Origin of the sequence: Chloroflexus sp. (assembly GCF_034431535.1) — a bacterium.
GTDB lineage: Bacteria > Chloroflexota > Chloroflexia > Chloroflexales > Chloroflexaceae > Chloroflexus.
Genome location: NZ_DAOUDC010000074.1, coordinates 62,944 through 89,537, shown reverse-complemented (window position 1 = coordinate 89,537; position 26,594 = coordinate 62,944). Strand labels below are relative to the sequence as shown.

22 protein-coding genes and 1 pseudogene are annotated in these 26,594 nt (G+C 61.3%); 17 read left to right on the top strand and 6 right to left on the bottom strand.

Annotation, left to right across the window (positions count from 1 at the left end):
* Positions 1–43 precede the first annotated feature (43 nt).
* The 5 genes from U9R61_RS18735 (at position 44) to U9R61_RS18715 (ending at position 5,878) form a co-directional block, all read left to right on the top strand.
* Positions 44–1,459, top strand: coding sequence for a sensor histidine kinase (locus tag U9R61_RS18735; RefSeq protein WP_322490334.1), 1,416 nt, complete (start codon positions 44–46; stop codon positions 1,457–1,459).
* Positions 1,460–1,756: 297 nt separating this feature from the next.
* Positions 1,757–2,134 (top strand): response regulator, encoded by a 378-nt coding sequence (locus tag U9R61_RS18730; RefSeq protein WP_066783877.1) that lies wholly within the window; start codon positions 1,757–1,759, stop codon positions 2,132–2,134.
* 75 nt (positions 2,135–2,209) lie between these two features.
* Positions 2,210–2,557, top strand: coding sequence for a hypothetical protein (locus U9R61_RS18725; protein ID WP_322490333.1), 348 nt, complete (start codon positions 2,210–2,212; stop codon positions 2,555–2,557).
* 34 nt (positions 2,558–2,591) lie between these two features.
* Positions 2,592–4,358 (top strand): dynamin family protein, encoded by a 1,767-nt coding sequence (locus U9R61_RS18720; RefSeq protein ID WP_322490332.1) that lies wholly within the window; start codon positions 2,592–2,594, stop codon positions 4,356–4,358.
* Positions 4,359–4,609: 251 nt separating this feature from the next.
* Positions 4,610–5,878, top strand: a complete 1,269-nt coding sequence (locus U9R61_RS18715) for a glycosyltransferase family 4 protein (protein WP_322490331.1) — start codon at positions 4,610–4,612, stop codon at positions 5,876–5,878.
* 164 nt (positions 5,879–6,042) lie between these two features.
* On the opposite strand, the gene U9R61_RS18710 is transcribed toward U9R61_RS18715, so the two are convergent.
* Complete coding sequence (locus U9R61_RS18710) at positions 6,043–6,558, bottom strand: CvpA family protein (RefSeq protein ID WP_322490330.1); 516 nt, start codon at positions 6,556–6,558, stop codon at positions 6,043–6,045.
* A 308-nt stretch (positions 6,559–6,866) separates the two neighbouring features.
* On the opposite strand from U9R61_RS18710, the gene U9R61_RS18705 reads away from it, so the two are divergent.
* The 8 genes and pseudogenes from U9R61_RS18705 (at position 6,867) to U9R61_RS18670 (ending at position 16,781) form a co-directional block, all read left to right on the top strand.
* Positions 6,867–8,945, top strand: coding sequence for a serine protein kinase (locus U9R61_RS18705; RefSeq protein WP_322490397.1), 2,079 nt, complete (start codon positions 6,867–6,869; stop codon positions 8,943–8,945).
* A gap of 114 nt (positions 8,946–9,059) precedes the next feature.
* On the top strand, positions 9,060–10,169 hold the full coding sequence (locus U9R61_RS18700; protein ID WP_066790018.1) for a DUF444 family protein: 1,110 nt from the start codon (positions 9,060–9,062) through the stop codon (positions 10,167–10,169).
* A 24-nt stretch (positions 10,170–10,193) separates the two neighbouring features.
* Positions 10,194–12,527, top strand: coding sequence for a SpoVR family protein (locus U9R61_RS18695; RefSeq protein WP_322490329.1), 2,334 nt, complete (start codon positions 10,194–10,196; stop codon positions 12,525–12,527).
* Between the two features lie 5 nt (positions 12,528–12,532).
* Positions 12,533–13,393 (top strand): peptide chain release factor N(5)-glutamine methyltransferase, encoded by an 861-nt coding sequence (prmC, locus tag U9R61_RS18690; RefSeq protein ID WP_322490396.1) that lies wholly within the window; start codon positions 12,533–12,535, stop codon positions 13,391–13,393.
* Between the two features lie 57 nt (positions 13,394–13,450).
* Positions 13,451–14,098 carry a hypothetical protein gene (locus U9R61_RS18685; RefSeq protein ID WP_322490328.1) on the top strand — a complete coding sequence of 216 codons (648 nt, stop codon included), beginning with the start codon at positions 13,451–13,453 and terminating at the stop codon, positions 14,096–14,098.
* Positions 14,095–15,072: an alpha/beta hydrolase gene (locus U9R61_RS18680; protein ID WP_322490327.1), complete on the top strand. Its 978-nt coding sequence runs from the start codon at positions 14,095–14,097 to the stop codon at positions 15,070–15,072. Before U9R61_RS18685 ends, U9R61_RS18680 begins: the two co-directional genes overlap by 4 nt.
* Positions 15,073–15,449: 377 nt before the next feature.
* A pseudogene (locus tag U9R61_RS18675) lies at positions 15,450–16,004 on the top strand (ABC transporter ATP-binding protein); the annotation flags it as partial.
* A gap of 36 nt (positions 16,005–16,040) precedes the next feature.
* On the top strand, positions 16,041–16,781 hold the full coding sequence (locus U9R61_RS18670) for a heme exporter protein CcmB (RefSeq protein WP_322490325.1): 741 nt from the start codon (positions 16,041–16,043) through the stop codon (positions 16,779–16,781).
* Positions 16,782–16,854: 73 nt separating this feature from the next.
* Here U9R61_RS18670 and U9R61_RS18665 read toward each other — a convergent pair whose 3' ends face one another.
* The gene (locus tag U9R61_RS18665; protein ID WP_322490324.1) at positions 16,855–18,549 is read right to left on the bottom strand and encodes a methylmalonyl-CoA mutase family protein; all 1,695 of its coding nucleotides are present in this window, start codon (positions 18,547–18,549) and stop codon (positions 16,855–16,857) included.
* 127 nt (positions 18,550–18,676) lie between these two features.
* Positions 18,677–19,312, bottom strand: coding sequence for a double zinc ribbon domain-containing protein (locus U9R61_RS18660; protein ID WP_322490323.1), 636 nt, complete (start codon positions 19,310–19,312; stop codon positions 18,677–18,679).
* A 124-nt stretch (positions 19,313–19,436) separates the two neighbouring features.
* On the opposite strand from U9R61_RS18660, the gene U9R61_RS18655 reads away from it, so the two are divergent.
* From U9R61_RS18655 to U9R61_RS18640, 4 genes are all read left to right on the top strand, one after another.
* Positions 19,437–19,613, top strand: a complete 177-nt coding sequence (locus U9R61_RS18655; RefSeq protein WP_322490322.1) for a DUF2256 domain-containing protein — start codon at positions 19,437–19,439, stop codon at positions 19,611–19,613.
* A gap of 130 nt (positions 19,614–19,743) precedes the next feature.
* A complete protein-coding gene (locus U9R61_RS18650; RefSeq protein ID WP_322490321.1) occupies positions 19,744–20,604 on the top strand; it encodes a deoxyribonuclease IV in 861 nt (286 codons plus the stop codon).
* Positions 20,605–20,713: 109 nt separating this feature from the next.
* Positions 20,714–21,589, top strand: coding sequence for a ComEA family DNA-binding protein (locus U9R61_RS18645; RefSeq protein ID WP_322490320.1), 876 nt, complete (start codon positions 20,714–20,716; stop codon positions 21,587–21,589).
* On the top strand, positions 21,582–22,409 hold the full coding sequence (locus tag U9R61_RS18640; RefSeq protein WP_322490319.1) for an alpha/beta hydrolase: 828 nt from the start codon (positions 21,582–21,584) through the stop codon (positions 22,407–22,409). Before U9R61_RS18645 ends, U9R61_RS18640 begins: the two co-directional genes overlap by 8 nt.
* Here U9R61_RS18640 and U9R61_RS18635 read toward each other — a convergent pair.
* Genes U9R61_RS18635 through U9R61_RS18625 form a run of 3 tightly spaced genes read right to left on the bottom strand, consistent with a single transcriptional unit; the run spans position 22,393 to position 26,530 of the window.
* Entirely contained in the window at positions 22,393–25,383 is a 2,991-nt protein-coding gene (locus U9R61_RS18635) for a SpoIIE family protein phosphatase (protein ID WP_322490318.1), read from the bottom strand. The genes U9R61_RS18640 and U9R61_RS18635 overlap by 17 nt on opposite strands.
* The gene (locus tag U9R61_RS18630) at positions 25,384–26,214 is read right to left on the bottom strand and encodes an anti-sigma factor antagonist (RefSeq protein ID WP_322490317.1); all 831 of its coding nucleotides are present in this window, start codon (positions 26,212–26,214) and stop codon (positions 25,384–25,386) included.
* A complete protein-coding gene (locus tag U9R61_RS18625) occupies positions 26,180–26,530 on the bottom strand; it encodes an STAS domain-containing protein (protein WP_322490316.1) in 351 nt (116 codons plus the stop codon). The genes U9R61_RS18630 and U9R61_RS18625 overlap by 35 nt, the downstream gene beginning before the upstream one ends.
* Between the last annotated feature and the right edge of the window lie 64 nt (positions 26,531–26,594).

Sequence of the window (26,594 nt, the reverse complement as noted above, 5' to 3'; positions counted from 1 at the left end):
AACGGTAGGCGGAAGAGCATTCCCTAGAGGGGAGCGGACAGGTATGATCGAGCGCGATGATGCGGTCGCATACATTGCCAAGTTGGAGCGAGACTTGCAGGCAGCGCAGAGCCGGATTGCCGCGTTGGAACGAGAAGCGGAGTTGCACGCACGCTACGTCCGCGACCTTGACCGGCGACTAGCAGCCTTGTTATCAGTGTCGGCGGCGCTATTGATTAGCCACGACATTGATGCCATCATTAAGCTCGTCGTTCAGCAGGCCGTCGAGCTCTTTCCGGGCACCGCGACCGCCCATATCTACTTGATGGAGAATGAGCAAGAAGGTCGTTTACGATTACGCGCCTCTGCGCCTGAACATGCGCCAGCGCCGGCATTCTCGATTTTAGCCGAGATGGCGGCCAAAGCGCCACGCGCGCTCTTGCTGAGCGGGCCAGAGCTAGAATATATCATCCACCAACAGAATACTGCCCATCCGCTATCGATCGAGGATTGCCTTTGGCCGCAAAGCGTTTTGCTAGCGCCATTGCGCATCGAGCAACAGCGGCTCGGCGCGCTCGTCATCTGTGGCGAGCAGCTCTCACATCTGTATCACCCGCGCGATCTGCCCTTCGTGCAGGCCTTGGCCGATCTGACGGTGATCGCGATCGACGAGGTGCAACAGCGCCAACGGGCCGCCGCCTTGCAGCGCGATCTGGTGCATACCCAATCGCTGCGCGCCGAAGCCGAAGCCCGTCTCAGCGCCGCCCAAGCCCAACTGTTGCAGAGCGCCAAGCTCGCCGCTGTCGGCGAACTGTCTGCCTCGGTCGCCCACGAGATTAACAATCCGCTCTATGCTGCGCGGAATAGTCTGTATCTGGTGGAACAAGACCTGCCTCCCGATGCGCCGCAACGCACCTTTCTCGCCATTGCCCAGCAAGAGTTGGGCCGGATTGCCCGCATCATCACCCGCATGCGCGATTTCTACCGCCCCTCACGCGGTGAGTTGACTAGCGCCAATATCAATGCTCTGTTGCGCGAGACGCTCGAATTGGTGACGACCCACCTCCGCCATAATCACGTCACCGTGCGCACACGCTTAGCCAATGACCTGCCGCCGATTGTGGCCCATGCCGATCAATTGCGCCAAGTATTCCTCAACGTGATCTTGAACGCTTGTGATGCAATGCCGAACGGCGGCGAATTGACCGTCAGCAGCGAGCTGATTGCTGCCCGTGCCGGCACACCCGCCACGCTCGCCATCTCGATTACCGATACCGGCGTGGGTATTGCCCCCGAACACATTCCCCATCTGTTCGAGCCGTTCTACACTACCAAACCGCACGGCACCGGTCTTGGCCTCGCAATCAGCGCCCATATCGTCACCCAACACGGCGGTCGCATCACGGTTGACAGCCAGCCCGGCGTGGGGACGACCTTTACTATTTTGTTGCCGTTGGAACCGCCGGTCACAGCAAGCTGACCGGGCAGGCACTGTTGGCGTGCGGCAATCTGACTGCCGTATGCCAACGTACCGTGGCACCGGCCAATCACCCCACCGGATTGCCTCAGCAGCAATGGTCGATCCGAACCCGCAAGACAATTCCGATGATCTGGATTAAAGAAAAATATCACAAAGTGGCAGTCGCCTTTGTTATCGCTTCACTACTACACGTTGTTGCCTCAGGTCTCGCCGATCGCGCGGCAACCGAGTAGCATTAAAGTCAGAGCATGGCCTTCTGCTACCACCAATACCCTCCATAATCTGGAAGCTGGTACCATGGCTGCTTATCGCATTCAGATATACGACGACGATCCAACCGCAGCACTCGTCACCCAGCGTGGCTTGCAGGCATTGCTTGGCGATGAGGTGATTGTGCAAGCGACAACCAACGCCAACGAAGCATGGCTAGCATGCGCCAACGGCAACGTTGACCTGCTGATTGTCGATCCTAGCCCATACGGCGCGGCTGCCGCCTTGATCCGGGCAGTGCGCACCTATCGGCCCTACCTGCCAATCCTCGCGCTCACTGCCTACGACACCCCCGGTCTACGCGCGCGGATGCAAGCGCTCGGTGTTGAGCTGTACGCAGCCAAACCCATTGAGCTGCGCGAGCTTGCGCCGTTAGTTTCACAGGCGCTGCATCAGGTCGTGTAACCCCCAGCCACAACGCTCTTCGCGGATGCACCGCTACATGTGTTATCATGCGCCATATCGGGAAAGGAGAAGCGTATGCCTGCCCTCCGCTTCGATTGGCGCTGGCTCGCGTTGTTTGCTATCATCATTGTGCTTGCCAATACTCGCAGCCTGCCGTGGCCGTTCACTGCGTTGGCGTTAGCTTTGCCCGCCGGCTGGCTGCTCTATCAGGCGGCGCAGACGCTTGGCATTTCATTGCCCGGCGGGCGGCCATCCACCCGCGTGACCTATTGGCGTGGCCGCCGGATTGAGACCAGTGGCCCGCCACGCCGCAATGCGCTCTGGGATCGCGCTAACCTTGCGCCCGGCTTGCTCTATGGCGTGATCGGGCTGGCTTTGGCGCTGGCGGCGCTGGCGGTCGTGGCCCGCAACCTCGGCATCTAATGCGCGCCTGTTGAATACTCTTGCGAGGAGCAACGTGATTACTCTGCCCTTCGGTCTCTTTCGCCGCCGCCGCTTGACGACCGAACAGCAAGATGCGCTGCTGAATGAGCTCGATGCGCTCTTGCAACGGATCGAGGTGGCGCTCGACCGGTTCGGCTCCGATGTTGAGACTGCTGACCGCAATGCGCTCGCCGGCAGCCGCGCCAGCTTGCGCGAGCTGTTCCTGATTGTGGTCGCCGGCGAGTTTAATTCCGGCAAATCGACCTTTCTTAACGCGCTGCTCGGCGCGCAGGTGCTGCCCGAAGGCGTTACCCCTACCACCGATGCGATTACGTTGCTCAAGTATGGTGATGAGCCGTTCGACGAACTGATCGAACCCGGTCTGCGTCTGCACCATTATCCCGCCGAGATGCTCCGCCAATTGACCGTGGTTGACACCCCCGGCACCAATGCCGTCATCCGCCAGCACGAGCGGTTGACCCGCGAGTATATTCCGCGCGCCGATCTCGTTCTCTTTCTCACCTCGGCGGATCGCCCGTTTACCGAGAGCGAACGCACGTTTCTTGAGTTGATCAAAGAATGGGGGAAGAAGGTGGTCGTGGCGATCAACAAAGCCGACATCCTCACCCCCGCCGAACAAGACCAAGTGGCCCAGTTTGTCCGCGAGCATGTCAACCGGGTGCTCGAACAATCTCCCGAATTGTTTATGGTCTCGGCTCGCCGCGCCCTCCAAGCCCGCCAACAGGCCGGCGGCACCGCTACCGAACAATGGCAAGACAGCGGGATGGCGGCTATCGAACATTTCGTGGTCGATACGCTCGACGAAGAGACCCGCTTCCGCCTCAAGGTGCTCTCGCCGCTTGGTGTGGCTCGCCGGATTTCGACCAAGTATCTCGATGCCACCGAAACGCGCCTCGCCACCCTGCGCGACGATATTCAGGCCATCGACCAGATCGACCGCCAACTGGCCCTGTTTGGCGATGAGTTGAAACAAGATGCCGAATATCATCTCACCGAGATTGATCGCGTGCTGACCACGATCCAAGAGCGCGGCGAGCGGTTTTGCGATGAGACGATCCGGCTCAGCCGCATCCGCGAACTCATTGACGGCAACCGGCTGCGCGCCGCGTTCGAGCAAGAGGTGATCGGCGATTCGTACCAACAACTCGACCAGCGTGTGCAAAAACTGATCGACTGGTTGATGGAAAAGAATCTGCGCTTGCAACAGAGTGTTGATGAGTTTATCCAACAACGCGCGCTGGCCCATCGCGAACGGATGCTCGGCAGCGTCGGCGGCAGTTTCGCTTACAACCGGCAAGCTTTGCTTGAGAGCATCGGCCAAGCGGCGCAGACGGCGATGGCTGGCTATAACCGGCAGGCTGAAGCCCACCAATTGGCATCCGAAGTGCAGTCATCGGTCGCGGCTACCGCCATCACCGGCGTGGGTGCGTTGGGGTTGGGCGCCACCCTCGTCGCCCTCTTCCATACCGTTTTGCTCGATATGACCGGCATTCTGGCGGCGCTGACCGTCGCCGGACTGGGGTTGGCGATCTTGCCGGCCAAACGTCGCCAAGCCAAAGAGACCATCCGCAAGAAGATTGACGAGGTGCGGAACCAGTTGCGCGCCGATCTGCGCCAACAGATCGAGCGCGAGAGCGAGCGCACCATCTTGCAGATTCGCGAGCGCAACGCGCCGTTTATCCGCTTTGTGCGCGCTCAGCAAGAGCAGTTGATCGATCTGCAACGAACGTTTTCCGATCTCGCCGTCGCGGTTGAGAAGTTGAGCAAGCAGGCAGGCTAGGTGGAGCAGGGTTGCGCACGTACCCTTGATGAGCTTTATTGTCCGCGACGAGCCATGCACTGCTGGAGAGCGCGGGCCGCTAGTCCGCCGCACATTGCTCGTGCCACAGAGCGCAAGCCGCTGGCCCGCCGCGCCCCGTTGCCATTGCGAGAGGCACTGATCCGATGCGGAACAAGCGGCGCCGCACGGCGAAGCGACGCCCGGCGTGTGCAGAAGGCAGCCGCTCGTAGTATGGTGCACAAACGTTGACGATGATGCGCATTCTCATCCCATCCGATGTCTTCCCGCCCGACGGGCGCGGCGGCGCGGCTTGGAGCACGTATGCCCTTGCTACCGGCTTGCATGCCCGCGGCCATCAGGTGCAGATCATCGTACCCTGCCGCCACCCATGCCGGCGACCGTTGGTCGATCGGGTTGATGGCCTGCCTGTACGGCGCGTCCCATACTACGCGCCTGCGCTGCCCTTTGTGCAAAACTACTTTCGCCACGAACGGTTCTGGCCACGGCTGGCGCACGCCATCATCGCCGCTGGTCACGAGCTCGGCGGGGTTGATGTGATCCATGCCCAGCATACCCAAGCCGCCGCCGCCGCCGTCCTCGCCTGCACCGCGCTCAAGGCGCCGGTGGTGGTAACGGTGCGCGATCATTGGCCATGGGACTACTTCGCTACCGGGTTGCACGGCAACCGCATTCCGCATCCGGGTGGCTCGTGGCCGGCGCTGGTCACCGATCTGGTTGCCCGCCTCGGCCCGCTACGCGGCACGCTGGCCTTACCGGCCATCCCCTATCTGCGATCGCACGTCGCCGCTCGCGCCGCCCTGCTCGGCAAGGCTGACGCAGTGATCGCACCGAGCCAGTACATCGCCCGCCGGCTAGCCGGCATCGTTGATCCGGCCCGCATCCACGTGCTACCCAACATGGTTGACATCGCCGCCAGCGATGCGATCGCCGCCGCCGCGCCGCAGATCACGTGGGAGGGAGCGCTGTTACTGTTTGCCGGCAAGTTGGAAGCGAACAAAGGCGCAGGGTTGCTGATCGAGCTGATTACGGCGCTAGACACTCGCCGGGCCGAGTTACCGCCGCTGACCCTGCTGATCGCCGGCGATGGCGCGCTACGGCCAGCAATTGAGGCAGCGCTGAAGGCCAGCGGTCTACCCGGACGGGTGCTGGCATGGGTTGAGCACGACGAACTGCTCCGGCTCACGGCGCGTTGCGATCTGCTGCTCTTTCCCTCGAACTGGGGCGAACCGCTGGCGCGCGCATTGATCGAAGCGGCGGCGCTGGGAGCCCCAATTGTGGCGATGCCGACCGGCGGCACGCCTGATATTGTCACCCACGGCGAAACCGGCATCCTCGCCCCGACCTTGCCGGCAATGGGAGAGTGGATCGTTCGCCTGCTCAACGACCCCGCCACCCGCCGGCGGCTCGGCGCCGCTGCCCGCGCCGCCGCCTGCGAGCGCTTCGCCGCCGATCGCCTGTTGCCACGCTACGAGGCGTTGTACGCCGGGCTAGCGCAATGACGCAGAGGCGTCGATACAAAGCGATGCAGACGCGAGCATACGTAACTACCGCATCAGCAGCCTGATAAGCATGTCGCATCGCTCGCTTCACGCTATGTACACAACATCTCTTTGCGGAGCCGGACAGCCGTCCGGCTCTACATCGCCCCTTCTGCGCCTCGCCGTTACGGCAAGACGCCAAACTCGTTGAAGGTGCGCACCGCCGCCGCAAACAGATCCGGCAGCAACAGCGTCAGCGGCTCCCCCAGCCGCAGCATCCAGCCGGCCAAGAGCGAACTCTGCAACCACCCGCTCCATGGTTCAACCGGAAACACCACCAGCACAATCAGCACCGCCGTCACCGCGATCACGCCCTGCACCAAACCCAACAACGCGCCCAACAGATGGTCGAGCCAGCCAAGAAACATCAAACCGGCCATCGAATGCAACAGCGACGCGATCAGGCTGGCAGTGCTGCTAACCAGCAACAACACCGCAATAAAGCCTAACGCCTGCGCCAGATTCGGATCGGTGATGAACGAACCCAGCCACACCGCCACCTTCGTCCCATATTGGCCAGCCAGCATAAACCCGACCACGCCCCCCACCACTGCCAGCACCTGCCGGATCAACCCCCAATACAGGCCCAGCATCGCAAATAATCCCAGCGCCACGAAAATCGCAATATCAACATTCGTCATTGACACACCTCCTTGAACAAATGATCAACACGACATAAAGTCCTTGACGGGCGATTGACACCTTGCTATAATACCTTCACCTGTAAAGATTCCTCGTTCCGCTTCCCAGAGCACGCAAAGCTGTCACATACGGCGCGCGAGCTCACTGGCACGCGGCATCACCGCCGCATTACTGCCAGTTCGCACCCTGCACGTTGGCATCCCGGTTGTGGCCGTGCATCACCACGCAGATGATGGCTGTCCGCGACCCATCAAACGCTCCGCCGGAACGCCGGCGGGGACATCCCTCAGCAGGAGGACGTATGAACATGACCCTATCCGGTTTCGAGCTGATGAAGATGATAGGCGAGCAGCAGGATCGCCGCCACTTTCAACAGCTCAACTGGCGCGGCACCTTTGCCGAGTATCTCGACATTGTCGCCCGCAAGCCGCAAGTCGCCCGCAACGCCTTTCAACGGGTCTACGACATGATTATGTCGTATGGCACCGAGGAATTTATCGACGCCAAGAAGCGCCTCATCCGCTACAAGTTCTTCTCCGATGAGTCATTTGACGGCGATGATGCCGTCTTCGGGCTTGAGATCCCGCTCATGCGGCTGGTCAACTTCTTCAAAGGGGCCGCCCGCGGTTACGGCACCGAAAAGCGCGTGTTGCTCTTGCACGGCCCGGTCGGTTCGTCGAAATCAACCATCGTGCGCCGGCTGAAACGTGGCCTCGAACACTATTCACGCACCGAAGACGGCGCATTATACACCTACGACTGGTACCCCGGCGTGATCGAGCACCACGACACCTTCGATTGGCGCCAAGTGCCGGAGTCGGAATGGGAAAAGTGCCCGATGCACGAAGAGCCGCTGCACCTGATCCCGCGCGACCTGCGCGCCAGCTTTATCGAGCGGCTGAACGAGAACCTTGACCCTGATCGCCAGATCCGGATTGAAGGCGACCTCTGCCCGGTCTGCCGCTTCCACTTCCGCGAGCTGATGCAGCGTTATAATGGCGATTGGCTCAAGGTTATGAACCATGTGCGCATCCGCCGGCTGGTCTTCAGCGAGCAGGATCGGGTCGGGATCGGTACCTTCCAGCCCAAAGACGAGAAGAATCAGGATAGCACCGAGCTGACCGGTGATATTAACTATCGCAAGATCGCGATCTACGGCTCCGACTCCGATCCGCGTGCCTTCAACTTCGACGGCGAGTTTAATATCGCCAACCGCGGCATCATCGAGTTTGTCGAGATGCTCAAGCTCGATGTCGCCTTCCTCTACGACTTGCTCGGCGCGTCGCAAGAGCATCGTATCAAGTCGAAGAAGTTTGCGCAAACCGACATCGACGAGGTGATCATCGGCCACACCAACGAGCCGGAATACCGCCGCCTCGAGAATAACGAGTTTATGGAGGCGCTGAAAGACCGCACGGTGCGCATCGATATTCCCTACGTCACCCGCTTGCGCGACGAGGTGCGGATCTACGAGCGCGACTTCAACAAGAAGAAGGTGCGCGTCCATATTGCGCCCCATACCCTTGAGATGGCGGCGATGTGGGCCGTGCTGACCCGCCTCGAAGAGCCGAAGAAGCCGAATCTGACCCTGTTGCAGAAGCTGAAGCTGTACAACGGTAAGACGTTGCCCGGCTTCACCGAAGACAATATCAAGGAGCTGCGCAAAGAGGCGGTGCGCGAAGGTATGGAGGGTATTTCGCCGCGCTACATCCAAGACAAGATCTCGAATGCGCTAGTCAGCAATCAGGAAGAGGGTTATATCAACCCCTTCATGGTGCTGAACGAGCTTGAAAGCGGCCTCAAGAACCATGCCCTGATCACCGACGAAGAGCAGCGCAAACGCTACCGCGACCTGCTGGCCGTCGTGCGCGAGGAATATACCGAGATTGTGAAGAACGAAGTGCAACGCGCCATCTCGGCTGATGAAGAGGCGATTAAGCGCCTGTGCGCCAACTACATCGATAACATCAAAGCCTACACCCAGCGCGAGAAAGTGCGCAATCGCTACACCGGCCAGTACGAAGAACCCGATGAGCGCCTCATGCGCAGCATCGAGGAGAAGATCGATATTCCCGAGTCGCGCAAGGATGACTTCCGCCGCGAGATTATGAACTACATCGGCGCACTGGCGATCGAGGGCAAGACCTTCGATTACCGCACCAACGAGCGACTGCATAAGGCGCTGGAGCTGAAGCTGTTCGAGGATCAGAAGGATAGCATCAAGCTCACCTCGCTCGTCTCGCGGGTGATCGATAAAGACACCCAAGAGAAGATTGATGTGGTTAAGGCGCGCCTGATCCGCGACTTCGGCTACAACGAGCAGTCGGCGACCGATGTGCTCAACTACGTGGCCTCGATCTTCGCCCGCGGCGATGCGCGCCGTTAAGGGCAACCCATGCCACGCTGCTAGGGGCAAGGCACGCCTTGTTCCTAGCAGCGCCCTATCGTTGCCGCGTAGCATACGGTGTTCTCAACTCATCGCAGGGTGCCGTCTATGTCGATGTCAATGAAACGTGCTGAACGCGACCTGAGCCGCTTTCGCGAGATTGTGCGCGGCCGGATTAAGAAAGACCTGCGCAAGTATATGTCACAGGGAGAGTTGATCGGGCGGCAGGGCAAACGCTACGTCAGCATTCCCATCCCGCAGATCGACATCCCGCAATTCCGCTATGGCGCGAAACAGGGTGGCGGCGTCGGGCAGGGTGATGGCGACGTCGGCGATCCGATCGCGCAAGGTGATGGTCAGCAAGGCACCGGGCAGGCTGGCGCCGAACCCGGCCAGCATATCCTCGAGGTTGATATCACCATCGAGGAGCTGGCCCAGATTCTCGGCGAAGAGCTGCAATTGCCCAATATTCAGCCGAAAGGCAAGAAGAATCTGATCAGCGAGAAGGATAAGTACAGCGGCATTCGCCGCACCGGCCCTAACTCGCTGCGCCACTTTAAGCGCACCTACCGCGAGGCGCTCCGCCGCCAGATCGCCGCCGGCGAGTATGACCTCGACGATCCGGTCGTGGTGCCCATTCCCGAGGATATGCGCTATCGCTCGTGGAAAGAGACCCTCATGCCCGAAAGCAACGCCGTCATTATCTATATGATGGACGTGTCGGGATCGATGGGGGCCGAGCAAAAAGAGCTGGTGCGTATGACGGCGTTCTGGATCGAGACGTGGCTGCGCTCGCAGTATAAATCGATCGAGATTCGCTATATCGTGCATGATGCCGCCGCTAAAGAGGTCGATCAGCAGACCTTCTACCACATTCGCGAAGGCGGCGGCACCAAGATTTCGTCGGCGTACAAGCTCTGCAATCGCTTGATCGACGAGCGTTACCCGGCCACTGAATGGAATATCTATCCGTTCCATTTTTCCGATGGCGACAACTGGGGCGGCGGCGATACCCGCGAGTGCGTTGAGCTGCTCAAACGCGAGCTGTTGCCCAAGGTGAATTTGTTCTGCTACGGTCAGGTGCGTTCGCTCTACGGTTCAGGTCGCTTCGCCCACGACCTCGAAGAGTATCTGCGCGGCGACGACCGGGTGGTGATTGCTGAAATTGCCGATCGTGACGATATCTACGACGCGATCCGCGCCTTCCTCGGCAAAGGTCGCTGATCGCTCTATTCCTTTGGTGTGCGTATGAAGAGTACCCGCCTTCCCGCTCATCTCGAACAGGCGCGCCAAGAGATCGAGCAGATTGCCCGTGAATACGGCCTCGATTTCTTTCCCATCATTTACGAAGTGCTCGATTACCGCACGCTCTATGAGACGGCGGCGTTCGGCGGTTTCCCGACGCGCTATCCGCATTGGCGCTTCGGCATGGAGTACGATCAGTTGCTGAAGGGCCATATCTGGGCCGGCAGCACCATCTACGAGATGGTGATTAACAATAATCCGGCCTATGCCTATCTGCTCGAAGGCAACGAAGATGTGACCCAGAAGATGGTGATGGCCCACGTGACTGGGCACGTCGATTTCTTCAAGAACAATATGTGGTTTGCCCATACCAACCGTAAAATGCTCGATACCATGGCAAACCACGCCGCCCGCATCCAGCGCATCATCGACCGCATCGGCTACGATCAGGTGGAAGAGTTTATTGACATCTGTCTGTCGCTGGAAAATCTGATCGACTACCATGCGCCCTACATCCGCCGTCCCGAAGCTGTCACTCCGCGTCCGATCGTCAACGACGAGGAGCCGCCGGTGGTCGAGGGCTTGCCGGTCGAGCGCGAGTATATGCGCGATTACATTAACCCGCCAGAGTTTCTGGAAAAGCAGCGGCGCAAACTCGAAGAGGAGCGCGCCCGCCAGCGCCGCTTCCCAGAGAATCCGCAGCGCGATGTGCTGCTGTTCCTGATGAATTTTGCCCCGCTTGAGAGCTGGCAACATACGGTGCTGGAAATTATCCGCGATGAATCGTATTACTTCGCGCCGCAAGGCATGACCAAGATTCTCAATGAGGGTTGGGCATGTCTGACCGGAGAGAGTTTGATCATCACTGACCGCGGCCTGATCCCGATGCGCGAAGTAGTGACCCAGCGCCGCCGCGCCCGCGTTAGCGATGGCGAGCGCGCGCAGACGGTCTACGACTGGAATGTCTTTGCCGCCTACCCGACAGTCACCATCCGCACACGTGCCGGCTTGACGCTCTCTGGTTCGCATAACCACCGCATTCTGCTCGCCAATGGCGAGTGGCGGCGGCTAGATGCGCTACGCATCGGCGATCAGGTGCGCATCGCCGGCGGTACCGAGCTGTGGGCCACTGCGCCGGCCACCCTCCGTCGCCGTCCGGCGCTCAAGCGGGTTGCGGTAATGGCGCCCGTACCGGCAATGACGTCCGCCGCTGCCGATCCTGCCCGTCGCCACGGCTACCGGCGCGCGCCAGCGACCGTGGTTGATGAGACATTGGCCGCCCAGCGCGGCGCGCAGTGCGTCGCTCGCCCCGACCAGCACGCGCTGGCCGCGATCTGCCGCTCGCCGCGCCCGCACGTGGTCGCCTTCCTGCGCGCCTTCTGCGCCGGCGCCAGCCAAACGAATGGCGCCGGGATGCAGCTTACGTGCGCCGATCACGCGCAGGCGACAACCGTGCAGTTGCTGTTGCTGAACCTTGGCGTGATGGCGCGGCGCGAAGGTGTGATCCTGCACATTGCCGATACTGCTGCGCTGGAACGCGCCTTCACCACCCCTGCTGCGCCAACGGCATGGGCCGATGAGGTCGTCGCCATCGAGCACGGCGTCGCCGATGTCTACGACATCTCGGTCACGGAAACGCACCGCTACGCTGCGCAAGGCTTCATCAACCACAACAGCTACTGGCACAGCACCATCATGACCCAGCGCGTCGCGTCGGCGGCTGAGATCGTCTCGTTCGCTGATCTCCACTCAGGGGTGGTGGCTACCGGCGGCGGCAGGCTGAATCCGTACAAATTAGGCTTGGAATTGCTACGTGACATCGAAGATCGCTGGAACAAGGGCAAATTCGGCAAAGAGTACGAAGAGTGCGACGATATCCGGCTCAAACGCTCGTGGGATAGGCAGCTCGGCCTTGGCCGCCAAAAGATCTTCGAGGTACGCCGGCTCTACAACGATGTCACCTTCATTGACGAATTCCTCACGCCGGAATTCGTGATGGAACATAAGCTCTTCACCTTCCGCTATAATCGGGATACTGACCTCTACGAAATCGCTTCCCGCGAGTTCAAAGAGGTCAAAGAGAAGCTGCTCTTCCGGCTCACCAACTTCGGCCAGCCGGTGATCCTCGTCGAAGACGGCAACTATGGCAATCGCGGCGAGCTGTACTTACGCCACCGCCACGAAGGCGTTGATCTCAAGATCGATTACGCCCGCGAGACGATGCGCAACCTGTTCAAAATTTGGACGCGCCCCGTCCTTCTCGAGACGGTGATCGACGAGAAACGCCGCTTGCTGTCATTCGATGGGCGTGATTTTAGCGAACGGCGATTAGATTGAGCGATATAGTCACGATCCAACACGCTTTACGCCTTGCGAGCGAACAGTTGCGGGCCGTCAGCGCGACGGCCCGCCTCGATGCCGAGCTGCTCCTTGGTCATACGTTAGGCTGGTCGCGGGCAAAAGTAGTCGCCGAGCGCGACTACCTGCTGACGCCTGAACAGCAGGCGACGTTTGCCGCGTTAGTTGCCCGCCGCGTCGCCCGCGAACCGGTCGCCTATCTGATTGGCCATCGCGAATTCTTTGGCCTTGACCTGCTGGTTGACCAGCGCGTCCTCATTCCCCGCCCCGAAACGGAAGTGCTGGTTGAGCTGGCGCTGGTCGAAGCACGGCGCTACGGCAATGCACCGATCACCATCGCCGATATTGGCGTCGGCAGCGGCGCCATCGCGATTGCGCTGGCGATACATCTGCCGCATGCGATCATCTATGGGGTCGATCTGAGCGCCGGCGCGCTGGAGGTGGCCGCAGCTAATGTTGCGCGCTACCGCTACCGCCTGCACGATCGCATCACCCTGCTCGAAGGTGATCTGCTGGAGCCGCTGCCCGGCCCGGTCGATCTGATCGTTAGCAATCCCCCTTACACGATTCTCAACGAGATCGAAGAAGGCGTCTACCGCTACGAACCGCACCTCGCCCTCGATGGCGGGGCGGACGGACTAGACTGCTACCGCCGGTTAATCGCTGCTGCACCTGCGTACCTCAAATCGGATGGGGCTATCCTATTAGAGATTGGCGCATGGCAGGCGACGGCTGTGGTACACTTACTCCATCAAGCACTACCGCAGGCTGACGTTGGGATCCAGCGCGATCTGGCCGGACGCGATCGAGTGGTGTGGGCGCGTAATCCAGATGTCATCCGCTGATCTATCTCGCGATTGCCAGATAAAGGTATACTACGAGTGGAGATCAGGAGGATTGCTATGACTGCGCTCTTTGTCGCGCTCGGTATTGCCATCATCACGCTACTCTTCATTCTACTCTGGTATGTGCCGCATCTGTTGCAACAACAGGCGGCGCGGAGCGAGCAAGAAGCGTCACAACTGCGACTCATGCTGCTCGATATGCTCAACGAGCAAGAAGCCGTGATGCAACGACAATCACAACTCAGCGCGGCGATGACCAATTTGCAACAACAGCTCACCCAACTCATAGCAACCCCGCCGCAACGGGCCAGCGGCGAGATAGATATGACGGCGATGCACCAGTTGGAAGAGCGGATCACGGCGCTGCAACAGCAAATTCAACGCTGGATTGAAGCGCGTGGTCAGCAGCAACGCCAGCACGAAGTCAACGACAACGAAGCGTGGGCCAACCTGCTCAGCCTACTGGCAGCCATTCAAGAGCGCATCGCCCACCTTTCAACCGAACGCACCGCGGTTTCCGCTGGCTTGCAAGCGCGCACGTTATTGGAAGAGCTCGAGCAAGAGATGGCGCACTTGCGCAGCATCTCGGAAGATATTGCCACCTTGCAATGGCGCCTGCGCCGGTCGCTGCACGAACGCGAAACCAGCGTTGCCCAGTTGCGCGCCCGCGCAGTGAATTCTTCCTCAACGGCGAGGCCAGCATGAGCATCATCGTCATCGACAATCAGCGGGTGCATTACGAAGTGTTCGGACGCGGGAGGCCAGTCGTCTTCCTGCATGGCTGGCTCGGCAGTTGGCGCTATTGGTACACCTCGATGGAGGTTGTTTCGCGCCATTTCCGCACCTACTCGTTTGACTTTTGGGGTTTCGGCGAGTCGCGCACCCAAGAGATGCCGACCATCCAAGGCTATTCCAATCAGGTCATCCGTTTCCTCGATGCAATGGGAATCGAGCGGGCAGCGCTAGTTGGACACTCGATGGGCGGTATGGTCGCGATGAAGACGGCGATCGAACACCCTGAGCGCGTCACCCGCGTGGTCACGGTGGGAGCGCCGATCAACGGCAACTCGCTCTCGTGGATGTTGAAGCTGGTTGACCGCCCCTTCTTCGCCGAATTCTTCGCCCGCCGGCCATGGCTGCGACGCTCCCTCTTCCGCTTCTTCTTCAGCGACTCACTCGACCCCGAAGTGGACGAAGTGCTCGAAGACAGCACCAAATCCACCGCCAACACCATTCGCGGCGCGATCCATTCGATGTGGCGCACCGATTTGACCCCGATGCTCGAAAAGCTGCGCGTACCGGCGCTAGTAGTGCATGGCGCGCGCGACGATATTGTCAACCCCAACCAACTCCAGCTCTTTACCCACGTGCCGATGGCGCAAGTGGTGCGCATGGAGAATAGCCGCCACTTCCCGTTTGTGGACGAAGCCGACCACTTCCACGAGATTTTGCTGGAGTTCTTGCAGCAGTCTGATCTAATCCCTACCACGCCCAAACCAGACCCGAAGCCAGCCGCCACTGCCGTGCCACCCCGAACCGAACCACCGGCGCCGCCAGCGCCTGAATGCAGCACCCCCATTGACGGCAGCGAAGCGCCGCCACCGCCACGACCCGCGCCGCCACCGCCACGACCCGCGCCGCCACCGCCACGTTCTGCCGTGCCGCCGGGAAGGATGTAGCTCACCTTTATATTAGTGCGCGGGGGCGGCGCCCCTTTGTCATTGCGAGGGGGCGCCGCCCTTCTGTCATTGCGAGGGAGCGGCGGCCCGCGCCGAGCGGGGGCCGCCCGACCGAAGCAATCTCCTCCTTTGGTGGAAGCAACCGATGAGCGGGATCAGCCCACGTGAGCGGGGGATTGCTTCGCCGCCTCCGGCGGCTCGCAATGACAGCGGGAGCGCGGGACGCCCCCCACCACACACAGCAACCGGCCAAGAATTGGTATAATCTGCATGCGGCGCGGGCAGAGCAGCCACACGGCACGACCGGATACCGTATGCAGCTTCACGTTTCGCAACTGAGCGCTGGGTATGGCGCGCGCACGATTGTGCGCGATATTAGCTTTACCCTCCACCGGGGTGAGGTGTTGTTGGTCAGCGGCCCCAACGGCAGCGGCAAAAGTACCTTGTTGCGAATATTGGCCGGTTTGCAAGCGTCGACGGCTGGCACCGCCTATTACGAGGCCGGCGGCAACCGGTTTGATCCGCGTGACGCGCGCCATTTGATCGGTTGGGTTGCGCCTGATTTGGCGCTGTACCGTGAATTGAGCGGGATCGAGAATCTGCGCTTTTTTGCCCGTGTGCGCGGATTGGCTATTTCTGATGCTGCGCTGTACGATCTGCTCGCGCAGGTGGGTTTGGGTAAGCGCGGCGATGACCGGTTGGCGGCGTATTCGTCAGGCATGACCCAGCGTCTACGCTACGCCTTCGCTCTGCTCCATCGCCCGCCAGCGCTCTTGCTCGATGAGCCGACGGTGACGCTCGACGAGTGGGGGGCAGCGGTGGTTGATCAGATTATCGCTGAGCAGCGCCGGCGTGGTCTCACGGTGATCGCGACCAACGACCCGCGTGAGCTGCGCTATGCTGACCTTGTCCTGCAACTAGGGGGCTCGTAAGGGTGACGCATGCCACGCCCCGATAGAGACATAACCGTGATCGAACAAGAATCCTCTCTGATCGACATCCCTGCGCCGCCGCCGCGCGGGATCAGCGCGACGCTCCGCGCCGCTTGGGCGATTTTTCGTAAAGACATCGCCTGCGAACTACGTACACGCTATGCCATCAATACCCTGCTACTCTTTGCGATCAGCGCCGCCACTGCGGTCAGCCTTGGAGTCGGCTTCCTCGGTTTGCGCCGCACCGAAGAGGCGTTGCTGATTCAGTCGGCCCTACTGTGGATTGCGCTGCTGTTCGCTGCCCTCAACGGCCTCTCGCGCAGCTTTGTCTACGAAGAAGAGGCGCGGACGATGGCGGCCTTGCGCTTGTCGGCAGCGCCTACGGCGGTGTTTCTGGGCAAGTTTTGTTTCAACCTGACGCTGGTGATGGCGCTGAGCGCCGTCACTACGCTGCTCTTCATCGTCTTGCTGCGGGTGAAGGTTGGCAGCCCGCTCGCGTTTAGCGCGATGCTGGTCGCCGGCGGGTTGGCCCTCACTTCGGCCACTACCATCATTGCCGCGATCATTGCTCGCGCGAGCTTCAAGGGCGCGCTCTTCGCGGTACTGGCCTTCCCGTTGCTGGTAGCGCCCTTGATCGTCGCGATTCAAGGCACTGCGCAAACGCTTGAGAATGTCGCGATTGATGTGGTGTTTGGGCCGATCCGCTTTTTGCTGGCCTATGTGGTGGTGACGTTCACCGCCTCGTTGATACTATTCCCGTTTGTGTGGGAGGCATGAGGGAGTGGAGAACCATGGAGTGCGGCAGTGCGACTGCCGCACTCCATACACGGGCTAACCCGTCATCACTGGCTTACACGATCACGGTATCTTGCTGGTAGACGCCAAACACCTCGCGCAGCACATCGCACATCTCGCCCAACGTGCAGTAAGCACGCACACAATTGAGGATGGCTGGCATCATGTTCTCGTTGCCCTGCGCGGCGGCGCGGAGTTCAGCCAGCCGACGGGAGACTAGCTCCTGATCACGCTCGCGGCGGACGCGGTTGAGCCGTTCGAGGTGCCGCTTTTCGCCTTCGGGATCCATTTGCAAGATCGGAATCTCGAGCGGCTCGTCGGCTTGGAAGGCGTTGACGCCAACGATAATCCGCTCGCCGCAGTCGGTCTCTTGCTGGTAGCGATAGGCAGCATCGGCGATCTCGCGGTGGAAGTAGCCGTTGCGGATGGCGGCAATCACCCCGCCTTGAGCATTGATCGCGTCGAAGATCGCCTGCGCCTCGCGCTCCATCCGGTCGGTCAGCGCCTCGACAAAATAGCTGCCGCCGAGCGGATCAACGGTATTGGCGACTCCGCTCTCGTACGCGATAATCTGCTGCGTGCGCAGCGCAATCGTGACCGCCTTTTCCGACGGCAACGCCAGCGCCTCGTCCATCGAATTGGTATGCAAGCTCTGGGTTCCGCCGAGCACCGCCGCCAGCGCCTGAATCGCGGTGCGCACGATGTTGATTTCGGGTTGCTGCGCGGTGAGCGAACAACCAGCGGTTTGGGTGTGGAAGCGCAGCCACCACGACCGCTCGTTCTTGGCGCCGTAGCGTTCGCGCATCGCCCGCGCCCAGATCCGGCGCGCCGCCCGGTATTTCGCAATCTCCTCGAAGAAGTCGTTGTGGGCGTTAAAGAAGAAGCTGATCCGCGGCGCGAATTCATCGATGTCGAGCCCGCGCTCGAGCGCCGCTTCGACGTAGGCAAAGCCATCGGCCAGCGTAAAGGCCAGCTCTTGCACGGCGGTGCTGCCGGCCTCGCGAATGTGATAGCCGCTGACGCTGATCGGGTTCCACTGCGGCACATGGCGGGCAGCGAACTCGATGGTATCAACCACCAAGCGCATGCTCGGCTCAGGCGGGAAGATATACTCGTTCTGGGCAATGTACTCTTTGAGAATGTCGTTCTGGATCGTGCCGCGCAACTGGTTCCACGGAATGCCGCGCTTCTCGGCCACCACCAGATACATCGCCCAAATCATCGCCGCCGGCGAATTGATCGTCATCGAGGTACTGACCTGATCGAGCGGCAACCCATCGAGCAGAATCTCCATATCGGCCAGCGACGAGACCGCCACGCCGCACTTGCCGAATTCGCCCTCGACCAGCGGGTGATCGGTATCGCGCCCGTACAGGGTGGGCATATCAAACGCGATCGATAACCCAGTCTGACCTTGTTCGAGCAAAAACTTAAAGCGGGCATTGGTCTCTTCGGCACTACCGAACCCGGCAAACATGCGCATCGTCCACAATTTGCCGCGGTAGCCGGTGGGGTGAATGCCGCGGGTGAAGGGGTACTGGCCGGGGTAGCTGACATTGCGCAGAAAATGCTCGGTAGGAGTCATGCCATCGCGGGCCAGATCGAGCGGGGTATAGAGCCGTTCGATCGGCGCGCTGCTGGTGGTCATGAACGGGCCAGTGCGTTCAGGGGCGCGCTTGAGAGCCGGCCAGAGACAGTGCTGTTCCCATTGTTGATGGGCGGCAGAAAGCTGCTCGATGTCAGACATCATTGACCCTCCTGACAGACGAATGGTGGATGGCCGCAACTAGATGCACGACTATACCTCATTGTACACCTAATCGAGCTGGCCCGGCGAGGCCAGCGTGCGAACGAGATCAGCGGATGCGCGGACGCCTTTATTGTACACCGGTTTTGGCAATCACCGAGCGGGCGAGGGCGAGCGCCGTCACCGACTGTGCGCCGGCGGCGCGCAAGGCGGCAGCGCCGGCAGCGAGGGTGGCACCAGTCGTCAACACGTCGTCGATCAGGATGAGGCGCGGTGGCGGCGGTGAGCGGCCAACCCAGACAAACGCGCCGGTGACATTAGCCGTGCGGTCGTGGGCCGCGAGCCGCGCTTGCCGGTTGGTGGCGCGCACCCGAACTAAGCCGTCAATTAGCGGCGGGTTGCCGGGGCGTTGCAAGCGCGCAGCCAGCTCGGCGGCCTGATTAAAGCCGCGTTCGCGCAACCGGTCAGCGTGCAGCGGCACCGCCACCAACGCATCGGCGGCCAGTGGGCCGGCGGCGGCAGCCAGCAGATCGCCGAGGGCGTGGGCCACCCGGCGGCAGCGGCCATACTTGAGCTGGTGGATCGCCGCCACCAAGCTGCCCTCGTAGCGAAACGCCACCCACGCCGCGTCAAGACCGGTTGGCGGCGCGAAGGGCGGATATGGCCTCAGCCGCGCCCGGCATGCCGCGCAGAAAAGGTCACCGGTCAGCCGCCGGCACCCGGCGCAACGGTCAGGAAAGAGCCAGTTGAGGATACGTTCAAGCATAGGGTTGACACCACGATAAACCTGCACGACGATGATCAGAGGCCCGCACTATGCGCAGCGCCGGACGGCCCGCGCCATGCGTGCTCTATCTATGAAACCGTTGCAGATCGGCAAAGGATTCGCTATGGCGCGCACCAAACTCACCACCGCGACGGCCAACACTCCCAAACGCAAAGGCCAACTGCCGACCAAAATCTGCGCTACCTGCGGGAGACCGTTTGAATGGCGCAAAAAGTGGGCGCGCTGTTGGGAAGAGGTGCGCTACTGCTCGGATCGCTGCCGGAATAGCGCGCGGCGCTAAATATTGCCCCGTAGAGGGAACAGAAGGCGCGAAGATACGAACCAGCGGCGCACCCCAAGCGCTGCCGGCAAGCCGTGATATAATTGCAATATCCGGTACTCGCCGGCAGAAACGGATGGGAACGACAAGCATGCCGCGATTCGGCGCACACATGTCTATTTCGGGCGGCGTCTCGAAGTCGTTTGCTCGCGGAGAATCGGTCGGGCTCGAGGCGATGCAAATCTTCGCCAAAAACGAACGGCAGTGGACGGCTAAGCCCATCCCGGCGGAAGAGGCGGCAGCGTTTCGCGCTGAACAGGAGCGCACCGGCATTCACCCGGTGGTTGTCCATGACTCCTACCTCATCAACCTCGCTGCCCCCGCCGACGAACTGCGCGAAAAGTCGATCGCTGCGTTTGCTGACGAGTTGGAACGCTGCGCGCAGCTCAACATTCCGTACCTCGTCACCCACCCCGGTGCGCATACCGGGATTGGCGAAGAGGCCGGGTTGGCCCGCGTCGCCGATGCGATTAATCGTCTGTTGAAGGAAGGGATCGGCGGCCCAACCATGATCTTGCTTGAGACGACCGCCGGGCAGGGCACGGCACTCGGCTACCGCTTCGAGCATTTGACCCGCCTGTTCGAGCTGATTCCTCACCACGACCGGTTAGGGGTGTGCGTTGACACCTGCCACATCTTCGCCGCCGGGTACGACATTCGTGACGAAGCGAGCTATCACGCCACCTTTGCCGAACTAGACCGGCTAGTTGGGCTCGAACGGGTCAAGTGTTTTCATTTGAACGACTCGCAGAAGGATGTGGGCAGCCGGGTTGATCGCCATGCTCATATCGGCCAAGGCTGCATCGGCGTCGAAACCTTTCGGATGCTGGTGAACGATCCGCGCTTCGCTGATCTGCCGATGATCATTGAGACGCCCAAAGGCGAAGATATGGTGGAAGATCGCATGAATCTGGCCTTGCTACGGTCGCTGGTGCAGGCCAGTGCGCACTAATGCGGGTTCAGATGGCGGCAGAGAGACCCTTATTAAAAAACCGGCATCGACACAGCGCAATAACGAACATTGATTGGATTCGCGCCTACAAACTGGGGAGCACACTGTTATGTGGCGTAAGTTGCTGTTGGTTGTTCTCCTATTCGGAATCGGGTACCTGATTTGGCGCCGGATGCAGAGCAGCAGCGAGGCGATTCCTGCGCTACCGCTCACCCCGCCGGCAAGCCCGCCACCTGCGCCGGTGATGCCTCCGCCGGCCCCGCCAGCCGCGTCGCCATCACCTAGCGCCGAACCGCGCCCGGTTACTACCCGTATCCATCGCAGCGAACCGCCCAAAACCCCGCCGGTCAGCGCGCCGGCAAGCAGCGACACCCCGATCACGCCTCGCCCGATCGCTACCCGCGTCCACCGGGGTGCACCGCCTGAGCGGCGCAGTCCGGCTGGCGTAGAAAGCGCGGCTGCTGCGCGCAACGGCGCCAGTGAGTCGGTTGCCCCCCCGCCTGCCGAGGCAACTCCATCGGAGCCAGTCGCGGCAACGGACGCCACGCTTGCCATCACCCAAGACGTGACCACTCCGGCGGTTGCTACGCCAGAGCCGGCCCCGGCCACACCCGAAACGCCAGTCGCTGCCGCACCTACCGGTGAGGACGCAGCAACTGTCACCGTGGCCGAAACTGCCGCGCCAGCGCCTGCCGAGACACCTGCCGTCGCCGCCGAGCCAGCGCCGGGCCACGAGGAAGAGTCGGTTGCCGCCGTGCTGGCAACCGCTGAGACGACTGGCATTGAACCGATCGACATCAATCGCGCCGACCGGGAGGCGTTGATCGCGCTGCCCGGCATCGGGCCGGTGCTGGCCGACCGGATCATCGCCTACCGCGAAACGAACGGCCCATTCAAGAGTGTTGATGATCTGATCGCCATTCCCGGCATCGGTGAACGCAATATCAACACCTTCCGCAAACTGGTCTACGTTGCGCATGATTGAACCATACCTGTTGCGGCGCGGCGAGCACGCCTGCCTCCTCATCCACGGCTTCGTCGGCGATCCCGGCGAGATGCGCGATCTGGCCGAGCATCTCGCCGGCGCCGGTTATACGGTGTTGGGTATGCGCCTGCCCGGCCATACCGGCCAACCCGAAGACCTGATGCTGGTGCGCTGGCCGGATTGGTTGGCTGCAGCTACGCATGCGTTTAATCGCCTCTCAACCAGCTATGCTACCGTCTCGGTGATCGGATTTTCGCTCGGTGGCGCGCTCGCCGCCCTGCTTGCCGCCGAACGACCGGCGCACCGGCTGGTGATGTTAGCGACTCCTTACCGATTGGGGGGTGATTGGCGTGTCAATGTATTAGGCCTTGCCCGCCACGTGACGCCGTGGTTCTACTTGCTAGCCCAAGCCGATTTCTCAGACCCCGAACTACGCACCTCGATCTGGCGCCGCCAGCCCGGCCTCGATCTCGATGACCCCGCTATCCAACAGATGTTGCGCCAATCGGTAAAGGTATCGGTCGCTGCTGCCGACGAATTACGCTTGGCGCTGGCCGCCGCCGGGAACGCATTGCCGCGGGTGCGAACGCCAGTGCTGCTGATGCACGGCCAGAGCGACACGACCGCTGACCCGGCGAGCGCGGTGGCGATTGCGCGACGCATCGGCAGCGCGCACTGCGAACTCGTCTACTGGCCGGCAACCGGCCATCAATTACTGGTGGCCGGGCCGTACCGCGAAGCGATTTTTCGCCGGATTGAGCGGTTTTTGAGTCGCCCCATAGGGGCAGAGCGGCGCGCTGCCCCTATGGGGCGCGTTTGATGACGATGAGGGTAATGTCGTCGAACGGCGGCTGGCCGTGGCTATGGCGGGCAATCGCGGCCAAAATCGCTTGCACGATCGCGCCTGCCGGAGCAGCGGCGTAGGTCTTGATAACAGCACGCAACCCCTCGATATCGAGCGGCATCAGCACCTCGTTTACCGTCTCGGTCACGCCATCGGTGTAGCACACCAAGACATCACCCGGCGCGAGCGCCGTCTCGGCTTCGTGCAAGGTCACTTCAGCCAGCACCCCCAGCGCAATGCCGGGAGTGCGCAGCTCTTCGATTGCGCCGGTCGCTGAGCGATAGACCAGCGGCGGATTATGGCCGGCGCAGGTGTAGCATAGACGACCACTGGCGAGATCAAGCCGGGCATAGAAGAGTGTGACAAACATCCCCGACTCGGAATCGCGGTAGAGCCAGCGATTGGCCCGTTCCATGGCGCGGGCCGGCGGTGATCCATCAAGGGCGGCGGCGCGCACCAACGAGCGGGCCATGGTCATAAACATCGCCGCCGGAACGCCTTTATCGCTGACATCGGCAATCACAAAGCCCAATTCATGCGTCGGATCGGTGCCAGCCGGCAGAGGCCAAAAATCGTAGAAATCGCCGCCGACCAAGCGGGCCGATTGCCATGCCGCGTCGATCTGCCACCCCTGCGCTACCGGCAACCGGGTCGGCAGCAACGATTGCTGTATCTCGCGGGCCACGCGCAGCTCTTGTTCGAGCCGGGCCGCTTCAGCGGCTTCGGCAGCCAGCAGCAAGCTTTCCAACGCGCCGGCAATTTGGGCCGCTGCGCCGGTGCATAAATTCTGCTGGCGGGAGCTGAGCGACATAAACGGGTCATCGTAATCGAGCACCAGCACCCCTAGCAAGGCATTGCGCGCGCTAATCGGCAACCCTACCAACGACCCACTCTGGGCGACCGCAAGTAAGCCCGGCCACTGATCAGGGTTATCGCGCACTTGCCAGAGCATTTCCAGTCGCGGTTGATCAGCTTCGGCAGCGCGTTCGCGTAACCGCCACAGAAAGGGCGACCGCGCCGGTGCGTCAATGATCGCGGCGCGGGCAGCCACCGGCAACCCATAGACAGCGCGCACCACAAAATCACCTTGTTCGCGATCCCACAGCGCAACGTAGCAGCGCGGGCAACCCAGCAATAACGGCGGCAACCGCACTACCGTCGCCAACAGATCGGGCAAGGTCGTGGCCCGGCCAATATTTTCGGCGATCTGCAACAGCGCATTGAGCGTCCACGCTTCTTCTTGCTGGGCCGTATAGGCATTGGCGCTCTCGATCGCAATCGCGATCTGATCGGCCAGCGTGCGCATCACAAACAGATCGTCTTCATTGAAATCATCCGGCTCATCACTCTGCACATCGAGCACGCCGATCACGGTCGCGCCAACGCGCAACGGTACCGCCAGCTCCGAACGGGTTTGCAGCGTATCGCGGATCACGCGCCGATCGCTGAGCACATCGCCGGCCAATAGCGGCTCACCGCACTGCACCGCCTCGCCGACCAGCCCCTGCCCCACCCGCAGCGAAAGCGCGCGCAGCCGTTCGAGATCAGCGCCATCGGCGGTCGAAGCGCGGAAGTAGATCCGGCCATCATCGGGCGAAACGGTAAAGATATGGACTGGATGGTAGCCGAACCGCTCGCGAATCAGCCGCACAATCGAGGGCAACAACAGGTCGAGATTGAGAATCGCAGTAATCTGCTGGCTCACCTCACGAATGGCCTGCAACTGGTTGGCGCGCTGGCGCGCCTCGTGGAAGGCGCGGGCGCGGGCAATCGCCACCGCCGCCTGATCGGCGATCAGCGAGATCAAGCGCAGATCGTTGGCGTCAAACGCCGCCGGCTCATAACTCTGCACCGAGATCGAACCAATCACGGTCTCACCGGCGATCAGCGGCACGTAAATTCCCGATCGGGGTGGGCGTTCGCTCTGATAACGGGGCCGGGCCGGCAGCCGATCCATCTCGCGCGTAAAATCCTCAACCAGAATCGCTCGGCCAGTCTCGCGGATCCAGCCAATCAGACCGCTATTTTCCGATAGATCGACCGTCAAGCGCGGCAAGCGCACCCGATCCTGCACCCGCACCATCAGGGTATAGTGATTGCCATTGAACAGGCCGAGGTGAAACGACGAGGTGTCAACAATCCGGCTCGCCTCGCGGTAGATCAACTCGCAGAGGGCATCAACATCGAGTTCGCTGCGGATAATCGCCCGGCTCACCTCGTTAAGCCGGGCCAATTCGCGCACCGAACGGCGTTGGCGTTGGAGATTGAGCGATGAGCGGCGTAAAATGGCCGCCGACGCGATCAGGGCTAAGCCGGCCAGCGCCAGATGGAGCACACCGAGATCGTGAGCAATCGCCGCGCCCAGCCATGCCAGCGGCAATGGCGCCAACTCAGCGCCGAGAATAGCGCGCCACGCCGAACGCCACCACGTTGCCAACCCACTGCGCCCGCCCTGCAACAGCTCGCGCAACACCCGCCCGGCCTGCGTCACCACCGGAAACATGATCAATGTCCAGCCAAATAACGCCTCGGCAGGCAGATTGGTGAACGGTTGGCCGCTGAATAGCGCGGCGAACCAAGCGCCCGCCAGCAAGCCAAGCGCGCGCAGACCGCCGCGCAAGACGGGCCGGCCCAGCAACCAAAACAACGTGCGCGGGCGATTGGTCAGCAAGAGGATCACAACCCCGGAAATGACACCCTCGATGGCCGCCAGCCACGCGCCGGCCACCGGCCCCAACGCCAGACCGGCGCTGACAATCACCAGCGGGGCAAGGCTATGGACATCGGCGGGAGGAATACGAAAGGCGAGCAGATCAGTCACAAAGGCGATGATGGCAAACAGTGCGACCAAGGCCGGCGCGACCGGCGCGACCGGCAGCATGAGCAAGCAGCCCAACGCAACCCCGCCGACGAGCAGACCATACCATGTCAGCAGGTGTTCACGCGCCACTCAACGCCTCTGCGAAAACGCTGACCGAGCTTCCGCCACCGAAGGATGGATATTAAACACCTGCGTAAAGCCGGTGATCGCAAAGACCTCTTGCACCTGCGGTTGCAGCGCTGCCAGCCGCAACTCGCCGCCGAGGGTCATCAACTCTTTGCGGATGAGGAGAAGCGCGCGCAGGCCACTACTCGACAAGAACGAAACATTGCTCAGATCAAGCACCATCTGGCGAGCGCCCTTCGCGATCTGTTCACTCGCTTGCTTAGCCAGCCGGGGTGCTGTCTGCGCGTCGATCCGGTCAGCAATGGGAATCACCACCACTTCATCAGGCGGATCAGGCTGATCATGCGGCAGATATTTGACCATCGTCAACAGATTGCCGCCTTGGGGCGAAAACTCAAACCGAACTTCATCCATCAGGCGGGTGATGAGATAGATTCCCAAACCACCGACCTGCCGTTCTTCCAGCGGAGAGGTAATATCGGGCGGCGGCACCGCCGCCGGATCGAACTGGCGACCATGATCACGCACGGTAATGATAAACCGGTGATCGCGGCACTGCCAGCTTAAGGTTAAATCGCCGGGTTGGTCAGGATCGTAGGCATGCTGGATGACATTGGTAACGGCTTCATCAACGGCGAGCTGCACCTGCCACGTCGCCCGTTCATCGAGACCGCACCGTTCGGCAGCGGTGGTGATAAACGCACTAATCTTGGCAAGGGCATCGAGATCGGCGGTAAGGGTGATGCTATCCATGGCGATCATAGAGCCGGACGCTGGCGTGCCCGGCGTGGTGGCAGCGTTAAAATGATCCGACGGCTTCGACGGTGTCGCCATAGATCTCGAACAATGAGCTAAAGCCGGTGAGATCAAACACCTCTTTGATCCGAGGCGGCAGATTGGCGATCCGCACATCGCCACCCTCAAGATCGGTCAGCTTCCACTCACGCGCCTTCTTGCGCGCTTCTATCAACACCCGCAGACCGGGGCTGCTAATATATTCGAGCCGGCTGAGATCCAAGACAATGCGATACCGTCCGTCGGCAAAGATCGACTCAAGCAATTGCTTGAGTTGCGGCGCAGTGGCAGCGTCAACGCGCCCAACGACCCCAATGAGGTCAACCCGGTTGAGCCGGCGGTGATTCAGTTCCATTTCGTCCCTCCTCGTGCAGGCGCTGGTGGCGCGTCACGCATAACTGACGGGTATTATAACACAC